We start from the raw sequence: 21,460 nt of genomic DNA, 5'->3' as shown, positions 1-21,460 counted from the left end.
GGCATTTTGCTAATTATGACATTAAGTTAAAGGATAAAGAGGAATTCGCCTAATCCCCCATAAAATAGCGAGGAGAAATTAAGTGCCATTTCTAAGGAAGCAGGGAATAAACAATACATTCAGGTCAGTGGCAGCAACAAGTACCGGTTTATCTGTCATCTCCTTATGTTTTCTTTTTTCGTCATCTGTGCAAGCCAGTGATTTTGTCAATTTTCAATCAATCGATACCAGCCTTTACTTCCAACTCGAAAATAAAGTTGCCCCTGATAAAACCTTCTCTCCTATCGTCGAAGCCTTCGGTGATTACAAAATCGGAGATATGTATGTCTACAGTATTTGGCAAAATTCACTGCAAAATGATTATAAAGGCGATAAAAGCACCTATTACTATAAATTTGTGCCCAGGCTCAGTGCCAGCAAAATTACAGGATATGATTTTTCCTATGGCCCATTGAAAGATGTGCTGTTTGCTCAGTGGATTGCCAAAACCAAAAACGTAAAATATGACTATTTCCCCGGTATCAGCCTTGATTGGCAGGTAGATGGGTTCAGTTGGTTACGTACCATTTTTTATTTTGAAAACAATGCCAAAGGAAGCTGGAACGATCAACGCATCCACATCGACTATGGTATTCCTTTCAGTAATCGGCTAGGAGATTTCCGCATTGTAGGAACGTTCGACTACACATTGGGGCGGCGCGATAATCCAGAGATGTTTGATTTCAAACCAGAGTTACATTATGACCTGGGGAAAAAGTTGGGGTATCAACCCGGTCATTTGTGGACAGGTATTGTCGTCAATCCGGTTAAAAATAAATACAAGATAAAAGATACGCCTTACTTTCGCACAAACCAATTTAGCTATGGAATGTTTATTCGATACAGCTTTTTTTAATAAGCACTTAGAATAGTGCCGTTTTTAATGGTTTATTCCTTAATGGGGTCACAATGTCCATTCAACACGACAAATTCGGGCGTACTTATCAGTGGATTTTGCTGATACTTCTAGGCATGGTCTATTTTCTGTCCACAGCAACCACCTTTACGTCATTGGGTGTTGTCCTGCCCAGCATGATAAACGAGCTGGACTGGAGTTGGACTGATGCCGGTTTAGGTTTCACTCTGCTTGGCCTGACGTGTGGGCTATCCAGTTTCCTGCCAACGATGTGCATTCGCAAAATTGGTGTTCGCTTCACGCTATTTATTGGCCTGCTGATTTTTTTGTCTGGTTTCTACAGCCTTTATCACACGCATACTATTTCATCGTATTTTATCGGAACGGCTTTAATTGGGGTCGGGTTTACCTTTCTGGCAACTGTGCCCGGCACCTACGTTATTTCACGATTATATGAAAAACAGTCCCTTGCTTTCGGTTTCTATTTTACGATTGGAGGATTAGGAGGCGTGATTGGCCCGTGGATCTATTTTCTGGCAACTCGTGTCTGGGGAACGTGGCGAATGCACTGGATGATCTCTGCCGTCGTTCTGGCTGTTTTTGTTATTCTGACCATTCTTACTCTTCAGGAAGGAGAGAGGGAAATGGCCCATGCTAAAGCAGTCGATCAAAAGCACAACAGCGAAAATCCCCCCAGTATCTATCGTACCAAGCAGTTCTGGACAGCCCGACAAGCACTGCGCACCTGGCAATTTTATGTCATTGCCGCAACTTATACGGCGTTTCTGTGGTGTGGTATTACGGTGAATAGCTTTGCCGTCGCCCACATTATCGAAAATGGTTTCAGTGAAGCAATTGCCGCAGGGTTACTGAGTTCTATGGCTTTCATCAATGCCTTTTCAAGGTTGGCCAGTGGTGCCATGGGAGAATGGCTTGATCCGAAAAAACTGCTGATTGGCAGTCTGGCTGTCATTATTCTTGGCTTGATCGCCTTGAGTATCGCCTCTTCATGGCTGTTCCTGATTACCTTCACGTTGTTTGTCGGCATGGGTTATGGTATGACTTTCCTCGCTTCCAGTGTTCTGCTCGCCAATTATTTTGGCCGTAAGCCTTATCTGGAACTATTCTCGATCATGAATCTGATTTCTACTCTGGCGTGTCTGGCTCCTTTCTTTGCCGGTGCCATAAAAGATTATTCCGGTAGTTTTACATGGGCTTTTCTCATCATTGCTATCCCTGTATTTGTCGTGTTAGTTGTAACACTGATGATGACCCCCCCTAGCCAAAAAATGAGAGACGATTTAATCGAAAATGAGAAGCCCACTGACGAAATTCGCTAAATAATGATTACTATACCCTGAAACAGCACACAAATAAGGAAATAGTGATGTCAAAGAAAGAATTCGGTGTATTTCTGCCTATCGCCAAAGGTGGATGGATTATTTCCCAAAACACGCCGCCATTGGATGCATCTTATAAACAAAACCGTGAAGCGGCTATTCTTGCCGATCAAATCGGCCTTGATTTCATTATGTCCATGGGCAAATGGCGCGGTTTTGGTGGCGACACTGATCATTGGGGCAGTTCACTCGAATCTGTCACCATGATGGCTGGCATTGCTGAAGTCACTCATCGCGCCAAGTTGATCGCTACGGTTCATGCTGGTCTGCACAATCCGGCGGTGACGGCCAAAATGATCGCTACTTTAGATCATATTAGTCAAGGGCGCGCCGGTCTGAATATTGTCTCTGGCTCATTCCGCGATGAATTTGAGCAGATGGGGGAATGGGACAGTAAACTGGATCACGATCAACGTTATGCGATGACAGAGGAATGGACACTGTTGATAAAACGGCTTTGGCGCGAAAAACAAGTTGATTATCAAGGAACGTATTTCAATCTGAAACAGTGTGTCTCTGAACCCAAACCTCTTTCACGCCCTCGTCCTTATTTAGTTTGCGCCGGACAATCCGAACGCGGTCTGCGTTTCAGTGTACGCCATACCGATGTCTGTTTCATTGGCGGTAAAGATGAAGCAGAGACCCGCAGGATCAGTTTAACCGCCAAACGCATTGCCTCAGAATACAACACCACAACCAAAACATTCTGCATGTGTACCATCATTTGTGCTGAAAGTGATGCTTATGCCGAAACCCTTGCTCAATTCTATCGTCAGGGTTTGGATGTAGAGGCGGTCAGAAATATGATGCACAGTTTTGGTGTTGATGTGGATGGAAAAAGTAATGCGATGGTAGAAAGATCTCAAAATGCTTTCATGACTCATACCGCTATCGGAACAGCAGATACTTGCTGTAAGCAACTGTCGGATTTACTGCGTACTTGTGAATTGGATGGGGTAATGTTGATATTTCCTGATTATATTGAGGGATTAAAAATATTCGGCGATCAAATCCTGCCGAAATTAAAGGCTGAATTTGGCTGATATCACCTTGAAAAAAAACGATTATAAACATGGGAAGCCTTGATTCCAGAGCTTCCCATGCACAACTAAGGCACTATTTATTCTGACAAACGTTATTCTGGTAAACGTCGATATTGCCCTTGTTTGCGCAATAGCCGGACACCCAGCCAACCACCACACAATGACAGCAACAGGCTGCTGATAATCGGTAACAAAAGCCACATCAGCCACTGCGGTTGCCACGGAAAATCAAAAACTTTCGTCTGCAACAACCAAAGTGCAATTTCGGCACCAAATGCCGCAGCCAAACCTGCCATAAAACCAAGCAAGGCAAATTCGCCCCACAATGTACGACGCAACAATTTCTTACTGGCTCCCAATGTTCGATAAACTACCAGTTCAAGCAGTCGTTGGTTCATACCAACCTGAATCTGTGCCAGTAAAAGTAATCCACCACAGGCCATCACCAACACAACCATCATTTCCAACGCCCGACTGACTTGCTGCAAGATCCCTTGTATCTGCTTAATCATGGAGCCAATATCCAGCATACTGATTGTTGGAAAATGACGATTCAGTTCCGTTAACAATCTTCCATTCCCCTCATAATGGAAGCTGGTCAACCATGTTTGCGGTTGGTGTTCCAGTGTTTCTTTGGCAAAAATAAAGAAAAAGTTCGGATGCAGGCTTTCCCAATCCACTTTGCGAATGCTGCTGACTGTCACCGCAAAAGTTCGGGTGTCCCCGGTGAAAGTCAATTTATCTCCAACCTGAATCTGTAACTGCTCTGCAACCCCTTGTTCCATTGAAACTTCTTTGGGTTTCGGCGGCCAACTTCCTTCTATAAGGGTATTAAACGGCGGCAATTCTTTTTTCCATGTTAAATTAAGTTCACGGCGTACTGTTGTACTTTTAGGATGCTTTTCATCAGCCCATTCAATTGCCGGCTGTCCATTAATTTCTGTTAATCGTGCCAACACCACAGGATAGTATTCCGTTGGCTTCACTTTATAGTTTGCCAATAAATCATTTACCTGAGCAATTTGCGGCTGAGTCATGTTAATCAGAAAATAATTCGGGCTATCTGGTGGTAACTGCTGCTGCCATCGCCCCAGTAAATCCCCTCTCACCATCACAAGCAGTGCCAATAACATGAAGGAAAGTGAAAATGATGCTAATTGTGTCATCGTCTGGAATGGGCGGCACAACAATCGGCTGACCGCCAGACGCAGGCTCAACTGGCGAAATGTGATCCGACGCAGCAGCCACAACCCACTCCAGCCCAATATGCCTAATAACAATGCAACAATCGGTATACCTGCCAGCAACGACCATAACAGTGGCTCAGTTCCTGCCAACAATACTAATCCACCAGTAATCAGCAGTGCGACCGCAGGCAGATAATAACGTAATGGCCAGATAGACGCGGTGACATCGCTGCGTAATACTCTTGATGGCTGAGTTGCCATTAGTTGGCGATAGGGCCGAATGCCTACCAGCAAAGCAATACCAAACAGCGCTCCAAGCGCCCACACCCACGGCCACCGCCCTGCTTCCGGTAACATCTTAGGTAACATGGCGGCCAGTACCCGTATCAATAGCGATTCAAAAACCAACCCCAGCATAGAGCCGACAACCGTAGCTGCAAGCAATATTACCAACCACTGCCCAATGATCCACTGACGCAACAGCCAACGCCCTGCCCCTAGTGTTTTCAGGATCGCAACCAGATTATGTCGGCTACGGCAATAGTGAGTCATGGAAACAGCGACCGCCGCCACGGCCAGCAATAATGTCAGTAATGCCGACAATAACAAGAATTGCTGTGCACGTTCGATGGATTGTGCCAACGCGCCATTATCCTGTTTTAGTGTCAACCAACGCTGATCCGCTTTTAATTGTGGATCGATCAGTTGCTGGAATGATTGAACCGCCTCTGGCGAACCAGCAAACATATAACGGTAAGTCAAACGGCTTCCCGGCTGAATTGCGCCTGTCGCTCTGGCATCATCAATATTGATTAAAATACGGGGAGAAAGTTGGAATGGATTAAAACCACTATCCGGTTCTTGCAACAGTTCGCCACTGATTTTCAATGTAGTATCACCAACTTCCAGGCTATCCCCAACTTTAATATTCAATAGTGCCAGCAAACGGGGAGCGACAAGTACAGAACCTTTCTCTGGCTTTAAACCCTTTGGATGAGTTTCCAATTCACCATACAACGGGTAATGCTCATCGGTTGCTTTAACCTGAGCCAGTTGCGGGATATCCCCTGCATAAGTCATGGTTGAAAATGAGATTTGACGGCTTAATGTCAATCCTTTTTCCTGAGCCAGCATTAGCCAAGAGCCATCAACAGGATACGATGCACGTAATACCAGATCGCCTGCCAGAAAATCGCGGCTCTGATAATGGACACTCTGATCAATACGATCACCAATACGCCCCAACGCCAATACACATGCTACCGCTAATGTCAGAGACAACCAGACAATCAATAGCGATGGTGTACGCCATTCACGCCAAAACCAGCGCCAGATCATGCTTCCTCCCATAATTTTCCATCTACCAGACGTAAACGGCGCTGGCAACGTGCAGCAAGCTGGTTATCATGTGTCACCAGAATCAGTGTCGTAGCATAATCGTGGTTGAGCGAAAAAAGCAGATCGGCGATACGTTCACCGGTTTGACGGTCGAGATTGCCTGTCGGTTCATCCGCAAACAGGATTTTTGGACGAGTACTGAATGCTCTGGCCAATGCAACCCGTTGCTGTTCTCCACCCGAAAGTTGGGCCGGCATATGTTTTAACCGTTTTCCCAATCCTAACTGTTCGAGTAATTCGATAGCCTGCTGGCGACTATAGCTTTCGGATTCTCCCCGCAAAAGTGCCGGAAGCTGAACGTTCTCTAACGCATTCAGAGTAGGGATCAACATAAACGATTGGAAAACAAAACCCACATTTTCTGCCCGTAATTGTGCCCGCTGTTCTTCGTCCATGCGGCTGATATTCTGTCCTAGTAAATGCACTTCCCCTGAACTGCCATCATCCAAACCGGCAATAATGCCTAGCAAGGTGGATTTCCCTGAGCCTGACTCACCAATTAATGCAATTGTCTGTGCCGGCTCGACAAGTAGCTCAACACCTTGCAATATATTAATTACCTGTTCCCTTTGGCCAACATGTTTAATGAGATGATGAACTTCAAGAATACTTTCTACAGCCATGTACTTTTCCTTTTCTTGTTAGTGCTATGCAGTGCCAGAGCGGTGGCGGCTGATACTCTACTTATATTGGGAGATAGTCTCAGTGCTGGCTATCGCCTGCCCATTGAGCAGTCATGGCCCACCCTAATGGCAAAAAAATGGCAGCAATCCGGTAATAAAATAACCATCATTAATGGCAGTATCAGCGGTAATACCGTAGCACAGGGGCTTGAACGTCTGCCTGAGTTACTGAAACAACACAATCCTAAATGGGTTCTGATCGAACTCGGAGCGAACGATGGGTTACGTGGTTTTCCGGTCCAGCAAATAGAACAAGATCTGCAAAAGATCATTACGTTGGTAAAGCAAGCCAACGCTAAGCCATTATTGATGCAAATCTATGTTTCGCCGAATTATGGAAAACGCTACACCGAATCTTTTGCCAAAATTTACCCTTCTTTATCAAAACACAATCAAATCCCTTTATTACCATTTTTTATGGAGCACATTGCTATCAAGCCAGAATGGATGCAAGATGATGGCCTGCATCCCAATCAAATCGCACAACCTTTTATTGCTGATTGGATGTCCAACAGACTGTCAGCATATATCACCCATAAGTAAAAATATTCATTAATTAATAGTAAATCATTTATTTCAGTAAGCTGATGTAATTTAACAGGTAAAGTGATGCAAAAAGCAGTTCTTATTACTGGCTGCTCCCGCGGTATCGGATTAACCGCCGCCAAAGCCCTTGATCAACACGGTTATCGTGTCCTGGCTGCTTGTCGCAAGCCTGCGGATTTGGCACATAACTGAGATTGAAAAAGACATAGGTCATCCCTATCTATTGTTTATATACCCATTCATATATTTGCAAAGTGAAAGGGGATAATCGCCTGATAATGAACTTAAAGAGAGAATCCCATGGAATCAACAATGAATACTAACAGCAACACTGCTCAGATTGTTCACATCAATGAATCTAATATTGCTCCAACTGTTCAGCAGTCCTTAAATCAGCTTGTGGTATTCTATTTCTGGTCACCACAAGATCTCCATTGTCACGAATTAGAAGCGACCCTTGATAAGCTCGCACATGAATATGTGGGACAATTTATTCTGGCTAAGGTCAATTGTGATCAATTAGGTCACATCTCTGCACAATTTGGTGTACGTACCGTACCAACAGTGCTTTTTGTTCGTGAAGCCCGCCCTGTTCATGGTTTTGAAGGGTTACAAACTGACGAAAACATCAGAAAAATGTTTGCCCAACTTTTGCAGCAACATGAAAAATCACCGTTGGAACAAGCAAGTGAATTGCTTGCTGAAGGCAAAAATCTGGAAGCCTTACCTTTGCTGAAAGAAGCATATCAGGCCGATCCGCAGGATATTGAACTGGGTTTATTCCTGGCTGAAGTCCATATTTCACTCAATCAGTTAGAAGACGCCCAAAAGATATTGGAGACTATTCCATTGGAAAATCAGGATCAGCGTTATCATGATTTGCTGATGTCCATTGAATCACATAAACAAGCTGCTGATTCACCTGAAATTCAAAAACTTCTGCAAGAAATGGCAACACAGCCAGAAAATGCAGAACTTGCGATTCAACTGGCATCTAAATTACATGAAGTCGGACGTAATAAAGAAGCCCTTGAACTGCTGTTAGGTTTCCTGAAAAAAGATCTCTCTGCTGGCAATGGCGAAGTGAAAAAAACGTTAATGGATATTATCTCTGCACTTGGAGCCGGAGATGCACTGGCATCTAAATATCGCCGCCAAGTATACTCCTTACTCTATTAATCAGAGATTTTTTGTATTCCATGATTAACTAATAGAGGAATTATTATGGATTTACTCTCTCTTGGGGCTGTCCCCATTCTGATCATTATTGCGGTTGTCATCGTCTTTACTTGTGTGAAAACCATTCCACAAGGATATCAGTGGACAGTAGAACGTTTCGGCCGCTATACCCGCACATTGACACCGGGACTACATATCCTGATACCATTTATTGATCGTATTGGTCGTAGAATCAATATGATGGAGCAAGTATTGGATATCCCATCACAAGAAGTTATTTCCCGCGATAACGCCAATGTCACCATTGATGCCGTCTGCTTTATTCAAGTTGTTGATCCAGTACGTGCTGCCTATGAAGTCAGCAACCTTGAACTGTCGATTATTAACCTGACCATGACTAACTTCCGTACTGTTCTGGGTTCAATGGAACTGGATGAAATGTTGTCTCAACGCGATTTAATCAACAGCCGTTTGCTGACCATCGTTGATGAAGCCACTAACCCTTGGGGGGTGAAAATCACCCGTATTGAGATCCGCGATGTACGTCCACCTAAGGAATTGATCTCTGCGATGAATGCTCAGATGAAAGCTGAACGTACCAAACGTGCAGATATTCTTGAAGCAGAAGGTATTCGTCAGGCCGCCATTTTGAAAGCTGAAGGTGAAAAACAGTCTCAGATCCTGAAAGCTGAAGGTGAACGTCAATCAGCGTTCCTGCAAGCGGAAGCCCGTGAACGTGCCGCAGAAGCCGAAGCACGAGCAACCAAAATGGTCTCTGACGCTATTGCCGACGGTAATATGCAAGCGATTAACTACTTCGTCGCTCAGAAATATACCGATGCCCTGACCAGTATTGGCGCAGCAGATAATAGCAAAGTGATCATGATGCCGTTGGATGCCAGCAATCTGATGGGCGCTGTAGGCGGCATTGCTGAGTTGATCAATGAAAGCAGGAAGAACAACCAGGATAAATAACGGCTCAGTATAAACGACTATTTCAGGATAATGACTATGATTGAACAGGTTGCCACTCAACCAGTCTGGTTTTGGCTCTGTTTTGGTGGGTTACTATTAATTGCAGAGCTGCTGGGAACAGGGGGATATTTGCTGTGGACGGGTATCGCTGCCGTGATTATCGCCCTGATCACATGGATTTTTCCTGAAATGAGCTGGGAGCTGCAAGGCACTCTGTTTGCTGCCTTGACACTACTCTCTGCCATTGCGTGGCGTAGCTGGCTGCGTTACCATCCGCGCAATAGCGATAAGATGCTCAATCAGAAAAACCAGCAGTTAATTGGGTTACACGCCCGCTTAATCGCAGACACCGAAAATGGTTATGGGCGTATCAAACTGGCTGATGGCAGTTGGCGCATTCATTGTGACAGCGAACTGACTGCCAATACCGAAGTTGAAATCATTGCCGTTGACGGGATCACACTAAAGGTTAAGCCTGTATCTCATCCATCATGATTGGCGCAACAACCAGATAGTTGTTCAATGATGGGGCAATCTGCCCCATCATCTCCTGGGCATTCGGCAGCCAACGCTAATAGCTTTTCCCTTATCTGCTGTAATTTCACAATTTTTTCTTCTATCTCAGTGACTTTTTGTAGTGTGGCTGTTTTCACATCTATACTGTGACGATTGGGATTGCGGGATAAACGCAATAACTCCCGGCACTCTTCAATCGTGAATCCTATTTCTCTTGCCTGACGTAAGAGTATCAATTCATCAACATGTTTCTGTTGGTAAAAACGATAGCCATTATCTCCCCGCTCCGGCGCAGTAATCAGATCTTTCTCTTCATAAAACCGAATAGCTTTACTGGTTAAGCCAGTCTTACGGGCAATTTCACTGATATTCATATTTTCCCCTTGACCTTCCCCTTGCAGGAAGGTTTAGCCTAAAAGGATAATGATAAGTATATCACTCTGTTTCAGGAGATTTTGTTATGTCCACAACAACCATTCTCACACTTCAAGGCTTGACCTGTATGCACTGTGTCGGCAGTGTCAAAAAGGCACTGGAGAATCTGTCAGATGTTGAACAAGCAGAAGTTACCCTTGAATACGCTAAAGTGATCGGTAGTGTAACTCCCGATTCATTGATTGCCGCCATTACTGATGCGGGTTATGAAGCCACTCTGGCAACTCATCCCGATGTTGAATTACGGCTTTCAGGTTTAAACTGTATGAAGTGTGCAGGTAAAACCCAAAAAGCGTTGGAATCAGTGGCTGGTGTAGTTGCGGCTGAAGTTGATACTCAAACAGCCAAAATTTACGGCAAAGCTGAAAACCATGCTTTGATTAATGCCGTAAAGCTAGCGGGTTATCATGCTGAATTAGCAGGGGAAACCTATTCCCCAAAAAATAAGCCGCTGACAACATCTGCCTCAGAGTCTGCTTCACAAGCACCGGAGTTTTTGGCAGCGGCAATAGATCCTACTCCGGATACACGAACCACTTCAAATGATCATGATAGCATCCAGCTTCTATTGGATGGTATGAGCTGTGCTAGTTGTGTCAATAAAGTACAAAAAGCCCTGCAATCTGTTGCAGGGGTTGAAAACGCCAGAGTTAACCTTGCAGAGAGAAGTGCACTGGTTACGGGGACAGCATCTCCCCATGCTCTGGTCGATGCTGTCATCAAGGCTGGCTATGGTGCAGAAGTTATTCTGGATGAAACCGAGCGCCGGGAACGTCAGCAGCAAATTGCTCAGGCCAATATGCGCCGTTTCCGTTGGCAATCGGCCCTCGCTCTGGCTGTCGGGGTTCCGGTCATGATTTGGGGCATGATTGGTGACAATATGATGCTCACTCCAGATAACCATACAATTTGGTTAAGCATCGGGCTGGCTACTCTTGCCGTAATGATATTTGCTGGCGGACATTTTTATCGTAATGCGTGGCAAAGCCTGAAAAATGGCAGTGCCACAATGGACACATTAGTTGCACTGGGAACGGGTGCCGCATGGCTCTACTCGATAAGTGTTAATTTATGGCCGGATATTTTCCCGCCTCAGGCGCGCCACATTTATTATGAAGCCAGCGCTATGATTATTGGCTTAATTAACCTCGGACACGCCTTAGAGCAACGCGCACGCCAACGTTCCTCAAAAGCACTTGAGCGATTGTTGGATTTAACACCTCCCACAGCTCAGGTCATCATAGAAGGCAGTGAGAAAACGTTGCCATTGGCTGATGTTAAACCTGATATGACATTGCGGCTGGTAACAGGGGATCGGGTTCCCGTGGATGGTGAAATCATCCACGGCACAGTCTGGTTAGATGAAGCGATGCTGACAGGTGAAGCGCTCCCTCAACAAAAATCAATTGGCGATACAGTTCACGCGGGAACTGTGGTGCAAGATGGAACCGTACTCTTTAAAGCCTCAGCAGTAGGTAGCCAAACCACTTTGGCAAGAATTATCAAGCTGGTACGTCAGGCACAAAGTAGTAAACCTGAAATCGGCCAATTGGCGGATAAAATATCTTCTATATTTGTGCCTGTTGTTGTTGCTATCGCACTCATTGCGGGGGCAATCTGGTTTTTCATCGGCCCGGCACCCCAAATCATGTACTCACTGGTTATCATCACCACAGTGTTGATTATTGCCTGTCCTTGTGCACTCGGCTTGGCAACACCAATGTCCATCATTTCTGGGGTCGGAAGAGCGGCGGAATTAGGTGTACTGGTACGTGATGCTGATGCCCTACAACAAGCCAGCCAGCTCGATACCCTTGTTTTCGATAAAACGGGAACGTTGACTGAAGGGATGCCACAGGTCACTGAAATTCAAACTTTCAATGGATTCACCAAAGAACAAGTATTGCTGTGGGCTGGTGCGTTGGAAAGCGGTTCAAACCATCCTTTGGCAAGAGCCATTCTGCTGAAAGTTGAAAGTGAACAAATTGAAGATCAACAATTACCTGAAGTAACACAATTCCGTACTTTAGCCGGAACGGGTATACGCGGGAATGTTGGTAATACAACACTGTTGTTAGGAAATCTGAACCTACTTGAACAAAATCAGATTGATACAACAGAATTTAAATCACAGGTTGCCAAACAAGCAGAAAAAGGTGCTACCCCCGTTATACTGGCAATCGACGGAGAAGTGGCCGCTCTGTTTTCAATACGTGACCCACTACGTCAGGATACCGTCTCCGCCTTGCAACGCTTACATCTTCAGGGTTATCGCTTAGTCATGCTGACAGGTGATCATCCTGTAACAGCCAATGCTATAGCCAAAGAGGCTGGTATTGATCAAGTCATAGCAGGAGTGCTACCTGATGGTAAAGCCGCCGCCATTCAGGATCTCCAGTCTGAAGGTAAGAAAGTTGCCATGATTGGTGACGGCATCAATGATGCACCTGCATTGGCACAAGCAGATGTGGGAATTGCCATGGGAAGTGGTAGTGATATCGCCATTGAAACCGCGTCAATTACCCTGATGCAACATAGCCTGCATGGTGTTGCAGACGCGGTTGAACTGTCCAAGGGAACATTGCGTAATATGAAACAAAATTTATTTGGCGCCTTTATCTATAATACGCTAGGTATCCCGGTTGCAGCAGGTATTCTCTACCCCTTAACCGGAACATTATTGAATCCAGTCATTGCCGGAGCCGCCATGGCTCTCTCTTCAATCACCGTGGTCAGTAATGCCAACCGATTACTTTACTTTAAAACCAAACGCTGATATTCCACATTAATCATGCAGACATCGAAAAGCTAAACAACACCGGGTTTAGCTTTTCATTTATCACTTTCTTGTTAACCTTTAACACGTTAGCATACCCATTCACGCCAATTACCGGAGTATGTAGTATGGGAAAACTAATGACATATCTCAGTAATGTATTAGGACTGAATTCCCAACGATATTACCCCTATCCTGCTTTTGACGTCATTCTGCCCAAAAATAGACAATTACATATTGTTGGCAGCATCCATATGGGTACAGAAAATATGTATCCACTTTCCGAAGTACTGTTGGAACAACTGGAACAGTGTGATTCTTTGATTGTTGAAGCAGATATTACCCAATCTGGTTCACCATTTGGAAAAATATTTCCTGAACAGGTCGTACTGTCACAACGTTTATCAACTGAACATTTTGCTGCCTTACAGCAGTACTGCCACGAAATCCAACATCCGGTAGAGTCACTAGATCTATTACCTTCATGGCAAGTTGCTCTGATCCTACAGGCCGCTCAGGCTCAATATTTAGGATTACGTCCCCAATACGGCATTGATTTTCAGCTACTGAGCAGTGCAAGGGCCATTGATAAAAATATTATCGAGCTGGAAGGAACCGATACTCAGGTTAATTTACTCACCAAACTACCGAATGGTGGCATCTCTCTGTTAGAAGATACTCTGGTTCACTGGCATACTAACGCCCGTACCTTACAAATGATGATTAGCTGGTGGATGAATTATAAACCAAACCAAGCAAGTGGGGCATTACCACAGACTTTCTGTGAAGTTACTTACCAGACCTTGATGACTGAACGTAACCGCCAATGGAGTGAACGATTACATGACTTACCGGCAGGAAAATATTTAGTGGCTGTCGGAGCATTACATCTCCAGGGTGAAAACAATTTACTGAAGCTGTTACAATAGTAGCTATTATAAGAATAAGAATAAAAATAAAGACTATGACTAATAGTTACTATTTATACAGATAATGTTACAGGAAATACGACATGACGCCTGCTGTTACTCTACTGGAAAAACACAAAATTAATTTCAAACTTTATCCTTATGAACATGATGTTAATGAACATAATTTTGGTGATGAAGCGGTTAAAAAACTTGGGTTAGATGCTAAGCAGGTTTTTAAAACCCTCTTAGTTTCATTGAATGGTGATCCTAAAAATCTGGCTGTTGCTGTCACTCCGGTCACGGGACAACTGGATTTAAAAAAAATCGCCAAAGTATTTAAAGCGAAAAAAGCGGATATGGCAGATCCACAGTTGGCACAAAAAGTGACAGGTTACCTGGTAGGTGGCATCAGCCCATTAGGACAAAAAAAACGTCTTCCTACTGTTATTGACAGTCAGGCCCAAAACCTCCCGACTCTGTTTATCTCTGGTGGTAAACGTGGCCTGGATATTGAACTGGCACCGACTGATTTATGCCAACTACTTAATTGTCCATTTGCTGATATTGCCAAAATTTGAAAACTAATTGTAATTTCCGTTAAATTTTTCGAGCTGGCTCTGTTTTCTTGAAAACAGGGCCTTGTTCAATTATCTAATGCCGATATACTTCCCATATAGCAAAAACAATATCATTTACTATTTCAAGTAACTTAATATATTTAAATAAAAGGAGATAAAAATGGCCACTTCGTCATTTTTCAGGCAGATTGTTATCACCTATCCCAAGGCAATTAAGGTGTTGCGAAGGGCAAATAGAAGGCCATCTAAAAATAATTTTGAAAAAATAGACATTGAAACTGAACAAAAAGAGGCAATAGAGATATTAAAACAAAAACTCTCACTTTAGGAGAAGTATTAATAGTATTAGGCAGAGACAGAACAGAAAAGTATTTTCTTTCATTCTCCTGCCCCTTGAATCGAGACGTAGAATCTTTTTTACATAAAAATTCAATTAGATTTGAACAGGCTGATGTAACCAGAACATACTTAATTTTAAATGAAAAAGGGTCAATTCTTGCCTATTTTTCATTGACTTTTAAGGAGCTGAGAGCATATTCATTTTCTATTTCAAAAACAAAAATAAGGAAACTTAATGGCATCAGTAAAAACTCTAATACGATAAAAGTTTACTTAATCGGCCAAATAGCAAAGAACTTTTTATTCAATCAAAATCCAATAAAATTCGAAGATATTTTTCTTTATGTAAGGAACATTATTAACACAGCAAAAATTCTAATTGGAGGAAGAGTTATTGCCTTGGAATGTGAAAACAATCCTAAACTTATAGCATTATACTTAAAATATGGATTTGAAAAACTATCGGAAAAAGAAGGAGGAAACAATTCACTAATAACCATAATATTCAATAATTAGATAACTATTTATTTTCACCCATCCCCATTTTAGATTATTTATCACCGTTCCGACGACTAAGTAAAAGACCATCTGAAAATAGATGGTCTTTTTTTTCTAATAATTAACCTTCACCCATTATCATTTGCGCGCAATTTCGCCGTTCGGTTCATAGTCCGCCACTTTCAGCGGAGAGTGTTTTTCAATATACCCTTTCAACACTTCTGCATCGACAAAACCGGTATTAACATATCCTGGTAAATCATCGATTCGCGGATAACCGTCACCACCGATAGCATTGAAGTTCAATGTTGCCATCCGGTAAGTTTTATTCAGATCCAGGGGTTCTCCACCAATTTTGACATCACTGATATTTTTGCCATCTTTCACAAAACTGACATTATAGAATTGACCATAAGCACCAGAATCAGCTTCCATATTCGCAGCGGCAGTCAAATAAGGCAGAACCTCACTTCCTTTGAAATCTACATAAACCAATTGATTAGCAAATGGGTGAACCTTTAATACATCTTTATAAGTGATATCCCCTGCCTCAATGGAATCGCGGATCCCTCCTCCACTCATCACAGCAAAATCAGCGTTTGCCCGTTCCATCTGTGCTGCCAGTACAAGATGAGCCATATTAGTCTGTATAAAACGAACTTTGCTGCGATCTCCCTCTAATTTACCGTCAACAGATCCAATTTTGACTCCTAATTTCTGATCTCCTTTATCCTGATAAGGTGTCAACAATTTCAGCATTTCAGAGTCTTGAGGAATTTGATGAGTGTAGTAAACACGCTCAGTGCTTCCGTCATCTTTTTTGACCCTTTTGTTTAAATTGATAGGAATTAATTGATAATGAACTAGCTTAAATTCACCATTACGAAACTGGAAATCAGCACGACCAACATATTTTCCCCATTCATGAGCCTGAACAATCCATGTCCCATTTTGACGATCCGGAGAACAAGGCGTCCCAGGGACATAATTCACCTGTTTATAGTTTTTATTTTCCGCAGACATACAAACCGGATCCTGTGAATGTCCACCCACAATCATATTTAAATAACCAGCAGGTAAGCTACGTGCCATTTCCACATCACCCGGCGCATTCGTGCCATGTTGACCATCATCGTAATGCCCCATGTGGGTTGCTGCAATAATGACATCCGGCTTTTCAGTTTTCTTCAATTCATCAATGACTTTTTTCGCTTCTTCGGCAGGTATACGGAATTCCACATCAGGGAAATTAGCCGGATTACCTATTTTAGCTGTATCATCAGTAGTTAAACCAATAACCGCAATCTTCACACCTTGCTTTTCGAATATCACATATGGCTTAAATACGCGCTTGCCGGTGCTGGTTTGATAAATATTCGCTGACAAGAATGGGAAAGTCGCCCATTTTTGCTGTTGATAGAGTACATTCAAAGGCTTATCGAATTCATGGTTTCCCAATGCCATCGCGTCATAACCTACCAGATTCATTCCTTTAAAATCCGGCTCGGCATCCTGCATATCCGATTCAGGCACACCAGTGTTAATATCCCCGCCAGATAACAACAATACACTACCGCCTTTTTTAGCAACTTCCTGACGGATAGAATCCACTACGGTTTTCTGAGCTGCCAGACCATACTCTCCATGATCATTCTGCCAAAAGTGACCATGGTGATCATTGGTATGCAGGATCGTAATATCATACGTTTTATCCTTTTCCCAAGCGGATGCGATCATCGGTGACAATGACAGAGAAACAACCAGGGCACATACTGACGCTTTAAATGAGAATTTCATCGGGTATCTCCATGTTCCTTAAATAAATCTGTTATTAGTTTTCAAGAATGTTGAAACCTACCCCATTTAAGGCACGTTACTTTTTTATAACAAGGAACCTTACTGGAATAAGTACATATTCACTACAGAATGGAATAACAACACGACATTCGACGCAGTGTTTTTTCGATCAAGATTACATAATCAGGCCATTAAATAGAGTTTAATTTCATTTTTTTGCGATAAGCATCAAATTATATCAAGATAAGCAAAAATTTTATTAGAAAGTTAATATGTATTAAGGTGTAACAATTAAATAACAGTTCAACACCACTACAACGTAGATAAGATCGGTGAAACAATGAACAAAATTAAGCAAAGTAATACTATCTCATTATCAGCTCCGCGAAAAAAAACACAGGGAACGGCTTTCTCAATACTTGGTGCGATCAGCTTATCATCCGTGCAAAATGCGCAGATTCATCTTTTTGTATTTTTGTTTGCTGTAGCTACAAGCACGATTATTGGTGGACCAATCGGTGATAAGATTGGTCGTAAATATATCATCTGGGGATCTATTCTGGGTGTTGCTCCATTTACTCTGTTATTACCTTATGTATCGCTATTCTGGACAAGCGCTCTCAACGTCATTATAGGTCTGATACTGGCATCTGCATTTTCTGCCATTCTGGTCTATGCACAAGAACTGATCCCCCGGTAAGACAGGCATGGTTGCGGGCTTATTCTTTGGTCTGGCATTTGGTATGGGAAGCATCGGGGCCGCGCTACTTGGCTATGTAGCAGATAAAACTAGCATAGAATTGGTTTACAAAATTTGTGCTTTTTTACCACTTCTTGGTATTTTTACCTTATTCTTGCCAAATATGGAAAAGAAGAATGAAAAAAATAGTACAAGATACTAAAAAATATTATTTTCTTAATATCACTTCTCTTTGTAAACATGAGTAAATAATGAAAAGATCTACATAAAATACCATTACAATAATATTTATGTAGATCATCTGCATTTCTCTATAAAAGAATATTTTTCAAGCAATTATCTTAAATTATTTGTAAAATAAATTATTACCTCACCTAATAATACAATCTATAACAATCTAGCCTAGAAGGAGCCTTGATGGAGCATTCGACACCTCTAATCACGACTATTGTTGGCGGTTTTCTTCTCGCCTATCTGCTCGGTATGTTTGCACAGCGCCTGAGAATCTCGCCTTTAGTAGGTTATCTTATGGCAGGTGTACTTGCCGGGCCTTTTACACCTGGTTTTGTTGCCGATACTTCTCTGGCACCCGAACTTTCAGAAATTGGCGTGATCTTACTGATGTTTGGTGTCGGCCTGCATTTTTCACTCAAAGACTTATTAGCCGTAAAATCAATTGCAATCCCAGGTGCTATTGCGCAGATTGCTGTTGCAACTGTTCTGGGAGTCGGCTTATCAAAACTACTTGGTTGGGGACTATACAGTGGAATTGTCTTTGGCCTCTGTTTGTCAACCGCGAGTACCGTCGTACTTCTCAGAGCAGTGGAAGAACGTCAACTCATTGATAGCCAACGAGGTAAGATTGCGATTGGTTGGTTAATTGTTGAAGATCTGGCAATGGTACTAACTCTGGTATTACTACCCGCATCTGCTAGTATTTTAGATAACCAGAATGCAGATATAGGCCAGTTACTGCTCGGACTGACTATTACCATTGGCAAAGTTGTCGTCTTTATTTTATTGATGATTTTCGTCGGCCGCCGTCTTATCCCTTGGCTGTTAGCGAGAACAGCCGGTACAGGCTCCCGTGAATTATTTACCCTTGCAGTTCTTACCATCGCATTAGGGGTCGCCTATGGTGCCGTGACGCTGTTTGATGCCTCGTTTGCATTAGGAGCATTTTTTGCCGGCATGGTGCTGAATGAATCAGAATTGAGTCATCGTGCGGCGCAAGATACTTTGCCTCTCAGAGACGCTTTTGCAGTTCTATTCTTTGTGTCCGTAGGCATGTTGTTTGATCCAATGATCCTCTTACAACAGCCAATTGCCATTTTAGGAACCCTTGCCATTATCATTATTGGCAAATCAGCCGCCGCCATGTTGTTGGTCAAGATCTTTGGTCATTCGCGACGTACTGCGCTGACAATTTCCGTCAGCCTGGCCCAAATTGGCGAGTTTGCCTTTATTCTGGCAGGGCTCGGAGTAACTTTAGGTATGTTGGATGAAGATGCTCGCAATCTTATACTTGCCGGAGCCATTCTTTCTATTATGTTAAATCCAGTTTTATTCAGTCTGCTGGATCGTTATCTGGAAAAAACAGAAACCATTGAAGAGCAGCTATTGGAAGAAACATTAGAAGAAGAAACTCAGATCCCTGTCAATATTTGTGGTCATGCCATTGTCGTGGGATATGGCCGGGTTGGTCGTCTGCTTTGCCAACATCTACAAGAAAGAAATTTTCCACTGGTAGCCATTGAAGATACACGTGCCGGATTTGAAGAGTTAGGAGAGGCTGGTATCAGTGCCGTAATGGGTAATGCGGCCAAGAAAGATATCATGACATTAGCAAGACTGGATTGCGCTTGTACACTATTCCTGACCATTCCAAATGGTTATGAAGCAGGTAAAATTGTTGAAAATGCGCGGGAAATGAGACCAGATATCAATATCATTGTCCGTGCTCATTATGACGATGAAGTCACTTACATTACAGAACGCGGTGCCAATCACATTATTATTGGCGAACATGAGATCGCCAAAACGATGGCTAATGTACTACCGGAAAATGATGAAGGTTGCCCAATAACTCCACCACCACCATCACTTTCACCAACCAATCCATCAGCGGCATAACTATTAGCGATATGGAGTATCCCGATAAAACTAACGGGATACTCCCGAACAATAATTGTCAACGTTCCCAGTACGCTTCTTCCAGGCTATCTTCTTTTTCTGGTAATCCACGAGTCAAGCGCGGAGCATGCTGGCTCAATACCTGATAACTCACTCTGTTCGCATACTTACATACCTGAGCTAAAGAAGAATATGTCAAGTAAGAGCGCATATGTTTGCTGGAATTCGGGACATTCATGCGGTGATAACTATTGGCCGTAATATCATGCAGCAACGCAGACAGTGCACCATCTCCTGCCCCATTAGTGTTCATAATCTTCTCAGGCCCTCCCATATATGGCTCAATATGAGAATAGATCCGCATTGGATTCTGGCAATCAGCCTGACGCATCGCGCGGCTAAACTCAAAACGATTAAACTCAGCAATTGCGCCCGGCAATAATGGATGTGAAGTCTGACGCTTATGCTCTTCTTCAGTGTAACCCGCCATATACAATCCGGCCGGTCCGGCAGTACACAATACAAGATCCACCCAATTCAATACTCTATCTGCCGCCAGCAGGGGATCACTAAAACCAGTCAGTTCCTGAGCTTCATCCTCATTCATAGCTACTACAGAAACGTGCTCTGACAGGAAATCACGCCACCATTGAGGATCATCAGCAATGACGTATTTAGTTCCTAATGTCAGTACAACAGGGACATTATACTTTTTCGCATATTCGATGGCTTTCATCGTCGCTTCCGGCATAGGTTCACCTGGCTTACAACGTACCAAATAGGCTGTAATGACCAACGCCGATGCTTCAGCAATAATATGTTCAGGAATATTTTCTGGACTGAGTTGATTCATTAGTCCTGGGCTGATAGCGAATGTTCTTTCACCATTTTCAGTTATTAAAGTGAAACAACGACCAATTGGACCATCAACGCCCTGAAGATGATTTAAATCCATACGACTGGAAGTATTGCAGAGATAGCAATAGGCATAACTGCCGATTTGGATGTTATTACACATAGTACCAAGCAATACGGATTTATCATCCGCTAAAACAGAGTAATTGTGCAAAGTATTACCGATAGTTCCACCTGCAAACTCATGGCTAATCAAGTTATTTTCTGCTAACTCATTGTAGAGTGCCTCAGCCACATCATCCTCAATGACTAGTGAATGCCCTTGGCTCAGGTTATAACGTTGAATAAAACTTTCATCCACTTTTGCTTCAATATCTACCAATATTTGGTCAATACCAACAATATAGGCTCGATTACTTTCAGTATCCATCATCTCTTTGATGGGCTGGAGTAGAGGATCTTTGAGGCTGACAGGAAAATAGTGTTTAGATTTACGCTTACCGGGGAATTTCATAGTTGATTGCTGCTATAGAGCCAAAACATGCGGCATATTAGCATAATCCCGTTTGGCACAATACCACAGCGAAACAAAAAAACCGGGTGTTCATAAATGGTA

At 43.0% G+C, this 21,460-nt stretch carries 18 protein-coding genes and 2 pseudogenes; 15 read left to right on the top strand and 5 right to left on the bottom strand.

The genetic code is table 11. The features are described 5' to 3' along the window. Positions 1–82 precede the first annotated feature (82 nt). The 3 genes from Xind_RS10005 to Xind_RS09995 are packed head-to-tail and all read left to right on the top strand — an operon-like array spanning position 83 to position 3,338. Positions 83–895, top strand: coding sequence for an outer membrane protein OmpK (locus Xind_RS10005; RefSeq protein ID WP_047679940.1), 813 nt, complete (start codon positions 83–85; stop codon positions 893–895). Positions 896–948: 53 nt separating this feature from the next. Then, the gene (locus Xind_RS10000) at positions 949–2,235 is read left to right on the top strand and encodes an MFS transporter (protein ID WP_187649971.1); all 1,287 of its coding nucleotides are present in this window, start codon (positions 949–951) and stop codon (positions 2,233–2,235) included. Positions 2,236–2,282: 47 nt separating this feature from the next. Further along, positions 2,283–3,338, top strand: a complete 1,056-nt coding sequence (locus tag Xind_RS09995) for an LLM class flavin-dependent oxidoreductase (protein WP_081988978.1) — start codon at positions 2,283–2,285, stop codon at positions 3,336–3,338. A gap of 92 nt (positions 3,339–3,430) precedes the next feature. On the opposite strand, the gene ybbP is transcribed toward Xind_RS09995, so the two are convergent. Both ybbP and ybbA read right to left on the bottom strand, forming a co-directional pair. After that, on the bottom strand, positions 3,431–5,863 hold the full coding sequence (ybbP, locus tag Xind_RS09990; RefSeq protein ID WP_187649970.1) for a putative ABC transporter permease subunit YbbP: 2,433 nt from the start codon (positions 5,861–5,863) through the stop codon (positions 3,431–3,433). Beyond that, positions 5,860–6,546 (bottom strand): putative ABC transporter ATP-binding protein YbbA, encoded by a 687-nt coding sequence (ybbA, locus tag Xind_RS09985; protein ID WP_187649969.1) that lies wholly within the window; start codon positions 6,544–6,546, stop codon positions 5,860–5,862. Before ybbA ends, ybbP begins: the two co-directional genes overlap by 4 nt. On the opposite strand from ybbA, the gene tesA reads away from it, so the two are divergent. From tesA to Xind_RS09960, 5 genes and pseudogenes are all read left to right on the top strand, one after another. Beyond that, on the top strand, positions 6,517–7,149 hold the full coding sequence (tesA, locus tag Xind_RS09980; RefSeq protein ID WP_197056361.1) for a multifunctional acyl-CoA thioesterase I/protease I/lysophospholipase L1: 633 nt from the start codon (positions 6,517–6,519) through the stop codon (positions 7,147–7,149). The genes ybbA and tesA overlap by 30 nt on opposite strands. Before the next feature lie 66 nt (positions 7,150–7,215). After that, positions 7,216–7,335, top strand: a pseudogene (locus tag Xind_RS09975) (SDR family NAD(P)-dependent oxidoreductase); the annotation flags it as partial. A 117-nt stretch (positions 7,336–7,452) separates the two neighbouring features. Further along, entirely contained in the window at positions 7,453–8,331 is an 879-nt protein-coding gene (locus Xind_RS09970) for a co-chaperone YbbN (protein ID WP_047679951.1), read from the top strand. A gap of 45 nt (positions 8,332–8,376) precedes the next feature. Beyond that, positions 8,377–9,306 carry an SPFH domain-containing protein gene (locus tag Xind_RS09965; RefSeq protein WP_187649968.1) on the top strand — a complete coding sequence of 310 codons (930 nt, stop codon included), beginning with the start codon at positions 8,377–8,379 and terminating at the stop codon, positions 9,304–9,306. A 36-nt stretch (positions 9,307–9,342) separates the two neighbouring features. Continuing rightward, positions 9,343–9,801, top strand: a complete 459-nt coding sequence (locus tag Xind_RS09960; protein WP_187649967.1) for an NfeD family protein — start codon at positions 9,343–9,345, stop codon at positions 9,799–9,801. Here Xind_RS09960 and cueR read toward each other — a convergent pair. After that, positions 9,789–10,196, bottom strand: coding sequence for a Cu(I)-responsive transcriptional regulator (cueR, locus tag Xind_RS09955; RefSeq protein ID WP_187649966.1), 408 nt, complete (start codon positions 10,194–10,196; stop codon positions 9,789–9,791). The genes Xind_RS09960 and cueR overlap by 13 nt on opposite strands. Positions 10,197–10,282: 86 nt before the next feature. Here cueR and copA point away from each other — a divergent pair, with 86 nt between their 5' ends. The 5 genes from copA (at position 10,283) to Xind_RS09930 (ending at position 15,377) form a co-directional block, all read left to right on the top strand. Then, the gene (gene copA, locus Xind_RS09950; RefSeq protein ID WP_047679959.1) at positions 10,283–13,033 is read left to right on the top strand and encodes a copper-exporting P-type ATPase CopA; all 2,751 of its coding nucleotides are present in this window, start codon (positions 10,283–10,285) and stop codon (positions 13,031–13,033) included. A gap of 128 nt (positions 13,034–13,161) precedes the next feature. Further along, positions 13,162–13,962, top strand: coding sequence for a TraB/GumN family protein (locus Xind_RS09945; protein WP_047679961.1), 801 nt, complete (start codon positions 13,162–13,164; stop codon positions 13,960–13,962). Positions 13,963–14,045: 83 nt separating this feature from the next. Beyond that, complete coding sequence (gene ybaK / locus Xind_RS09940) at positions 14,046–14,522, top strand: Cys-tRNA(Pro)/Cys-tRNA(Cys) deacylase YbaK (RefSeq protein WP_047679963.1); 477 nt, start codon at positions 14,046–14,048, stop codon at positions 14,520–14,522. 160 nt (positions 14,523–14,682) lie between these two features. Further along, positions 14,683–14,850 carry a hypothetical protein gene (locus Xind_RS09935; RefSeq protein ID WP_187649965.1) on the top strand — a complete coding sequence of 56 codons (168 nt, stop codon included), beginning with the start codon at positions 14,683–14,685 and terminating at the stop codon, positions 14,848–14,850. A gap of 65 nt (positions 14,851–14,915) precedes the next feature. Then, positions 14,916–15,377 (top strand): hypothetical protein, encoded by a 462-nt coding sequence (locus Xind_RS09930; protein ID WP_052189426.1) that lies wholly within the window; start codon positions 14,916–14,918, stop codon positions 15,375–15,377. Between the two features lie 120 nt (positions 15,378–15,497). Here the strand turns inward: Xind_RS09930 and ushA are convergent, their stop codons facing one another. Further along, positions 15,498–17,156, bottom strand: coding sequence for a bifunctional UDP-sugar hydrolase/5'-nucleotidase UshA (ushA, locus tag Xind_RS09925; protein WP_187649964.1), 1,659 nt, complete (start codon positions 17,154–17,156; stop codon positions 15,498–15,500). 439 nt (positions 17,157–17,595) lie between these two features. On the opposite strand from ushA, the pseudogene Xind_RS09920 reads away from it, so the two are divergent. Continuing rightward, positions 17,596–18,058: pseudogene (locus tag Xind_RS09920) on the top strand (MFS transporter); the annotation flags it as partial. A gap of 215 nt (positions 18,059–18,273) precedes the next feature. Further along, positions 18,274–19,989: a YbaL family putative K(+) efflux transporter gene (gene ybaL / locus Xind_RS09915; protein WP_187649963.1), complete on the top strand. Its 1,716-nt coding sequence runs from the start codon at positions 18,274–18,276 to the stop codon at positions 19,987–19,989. A 58-nt stretch (positions 19,990–20,047) separates the two neighbouring features. On the opposite strand, the gene Xind_RS09910 is transcribed toward ybaL, so the two are convergent. Then, a complete protein-coding gene (locus tag Xind_RS09910; protein WP_187649962.1) occupies positions 20,048–21,358 on the bottom strand; it encodes an inosine/guanosine kinase in 1,311 nt (436 codons plus the stop codon). Positions 21,359–21,460: the final 102 nt, after the last annotated feature.

The organism is Xenorhabdus indica (genome assembly GCF_014467235.1).
Lineage (GTDB): Bacteria > Pseudomonadota > Gammaproteobacteria > Enterobacterales > Enterobacteriaceae > Xenorhabdus > Xenorhabdus indica.
Note: the sequence above shows the minus strand (reverse complement) of the source record. Positions and strands in the feature narration are given on the sequence as shown.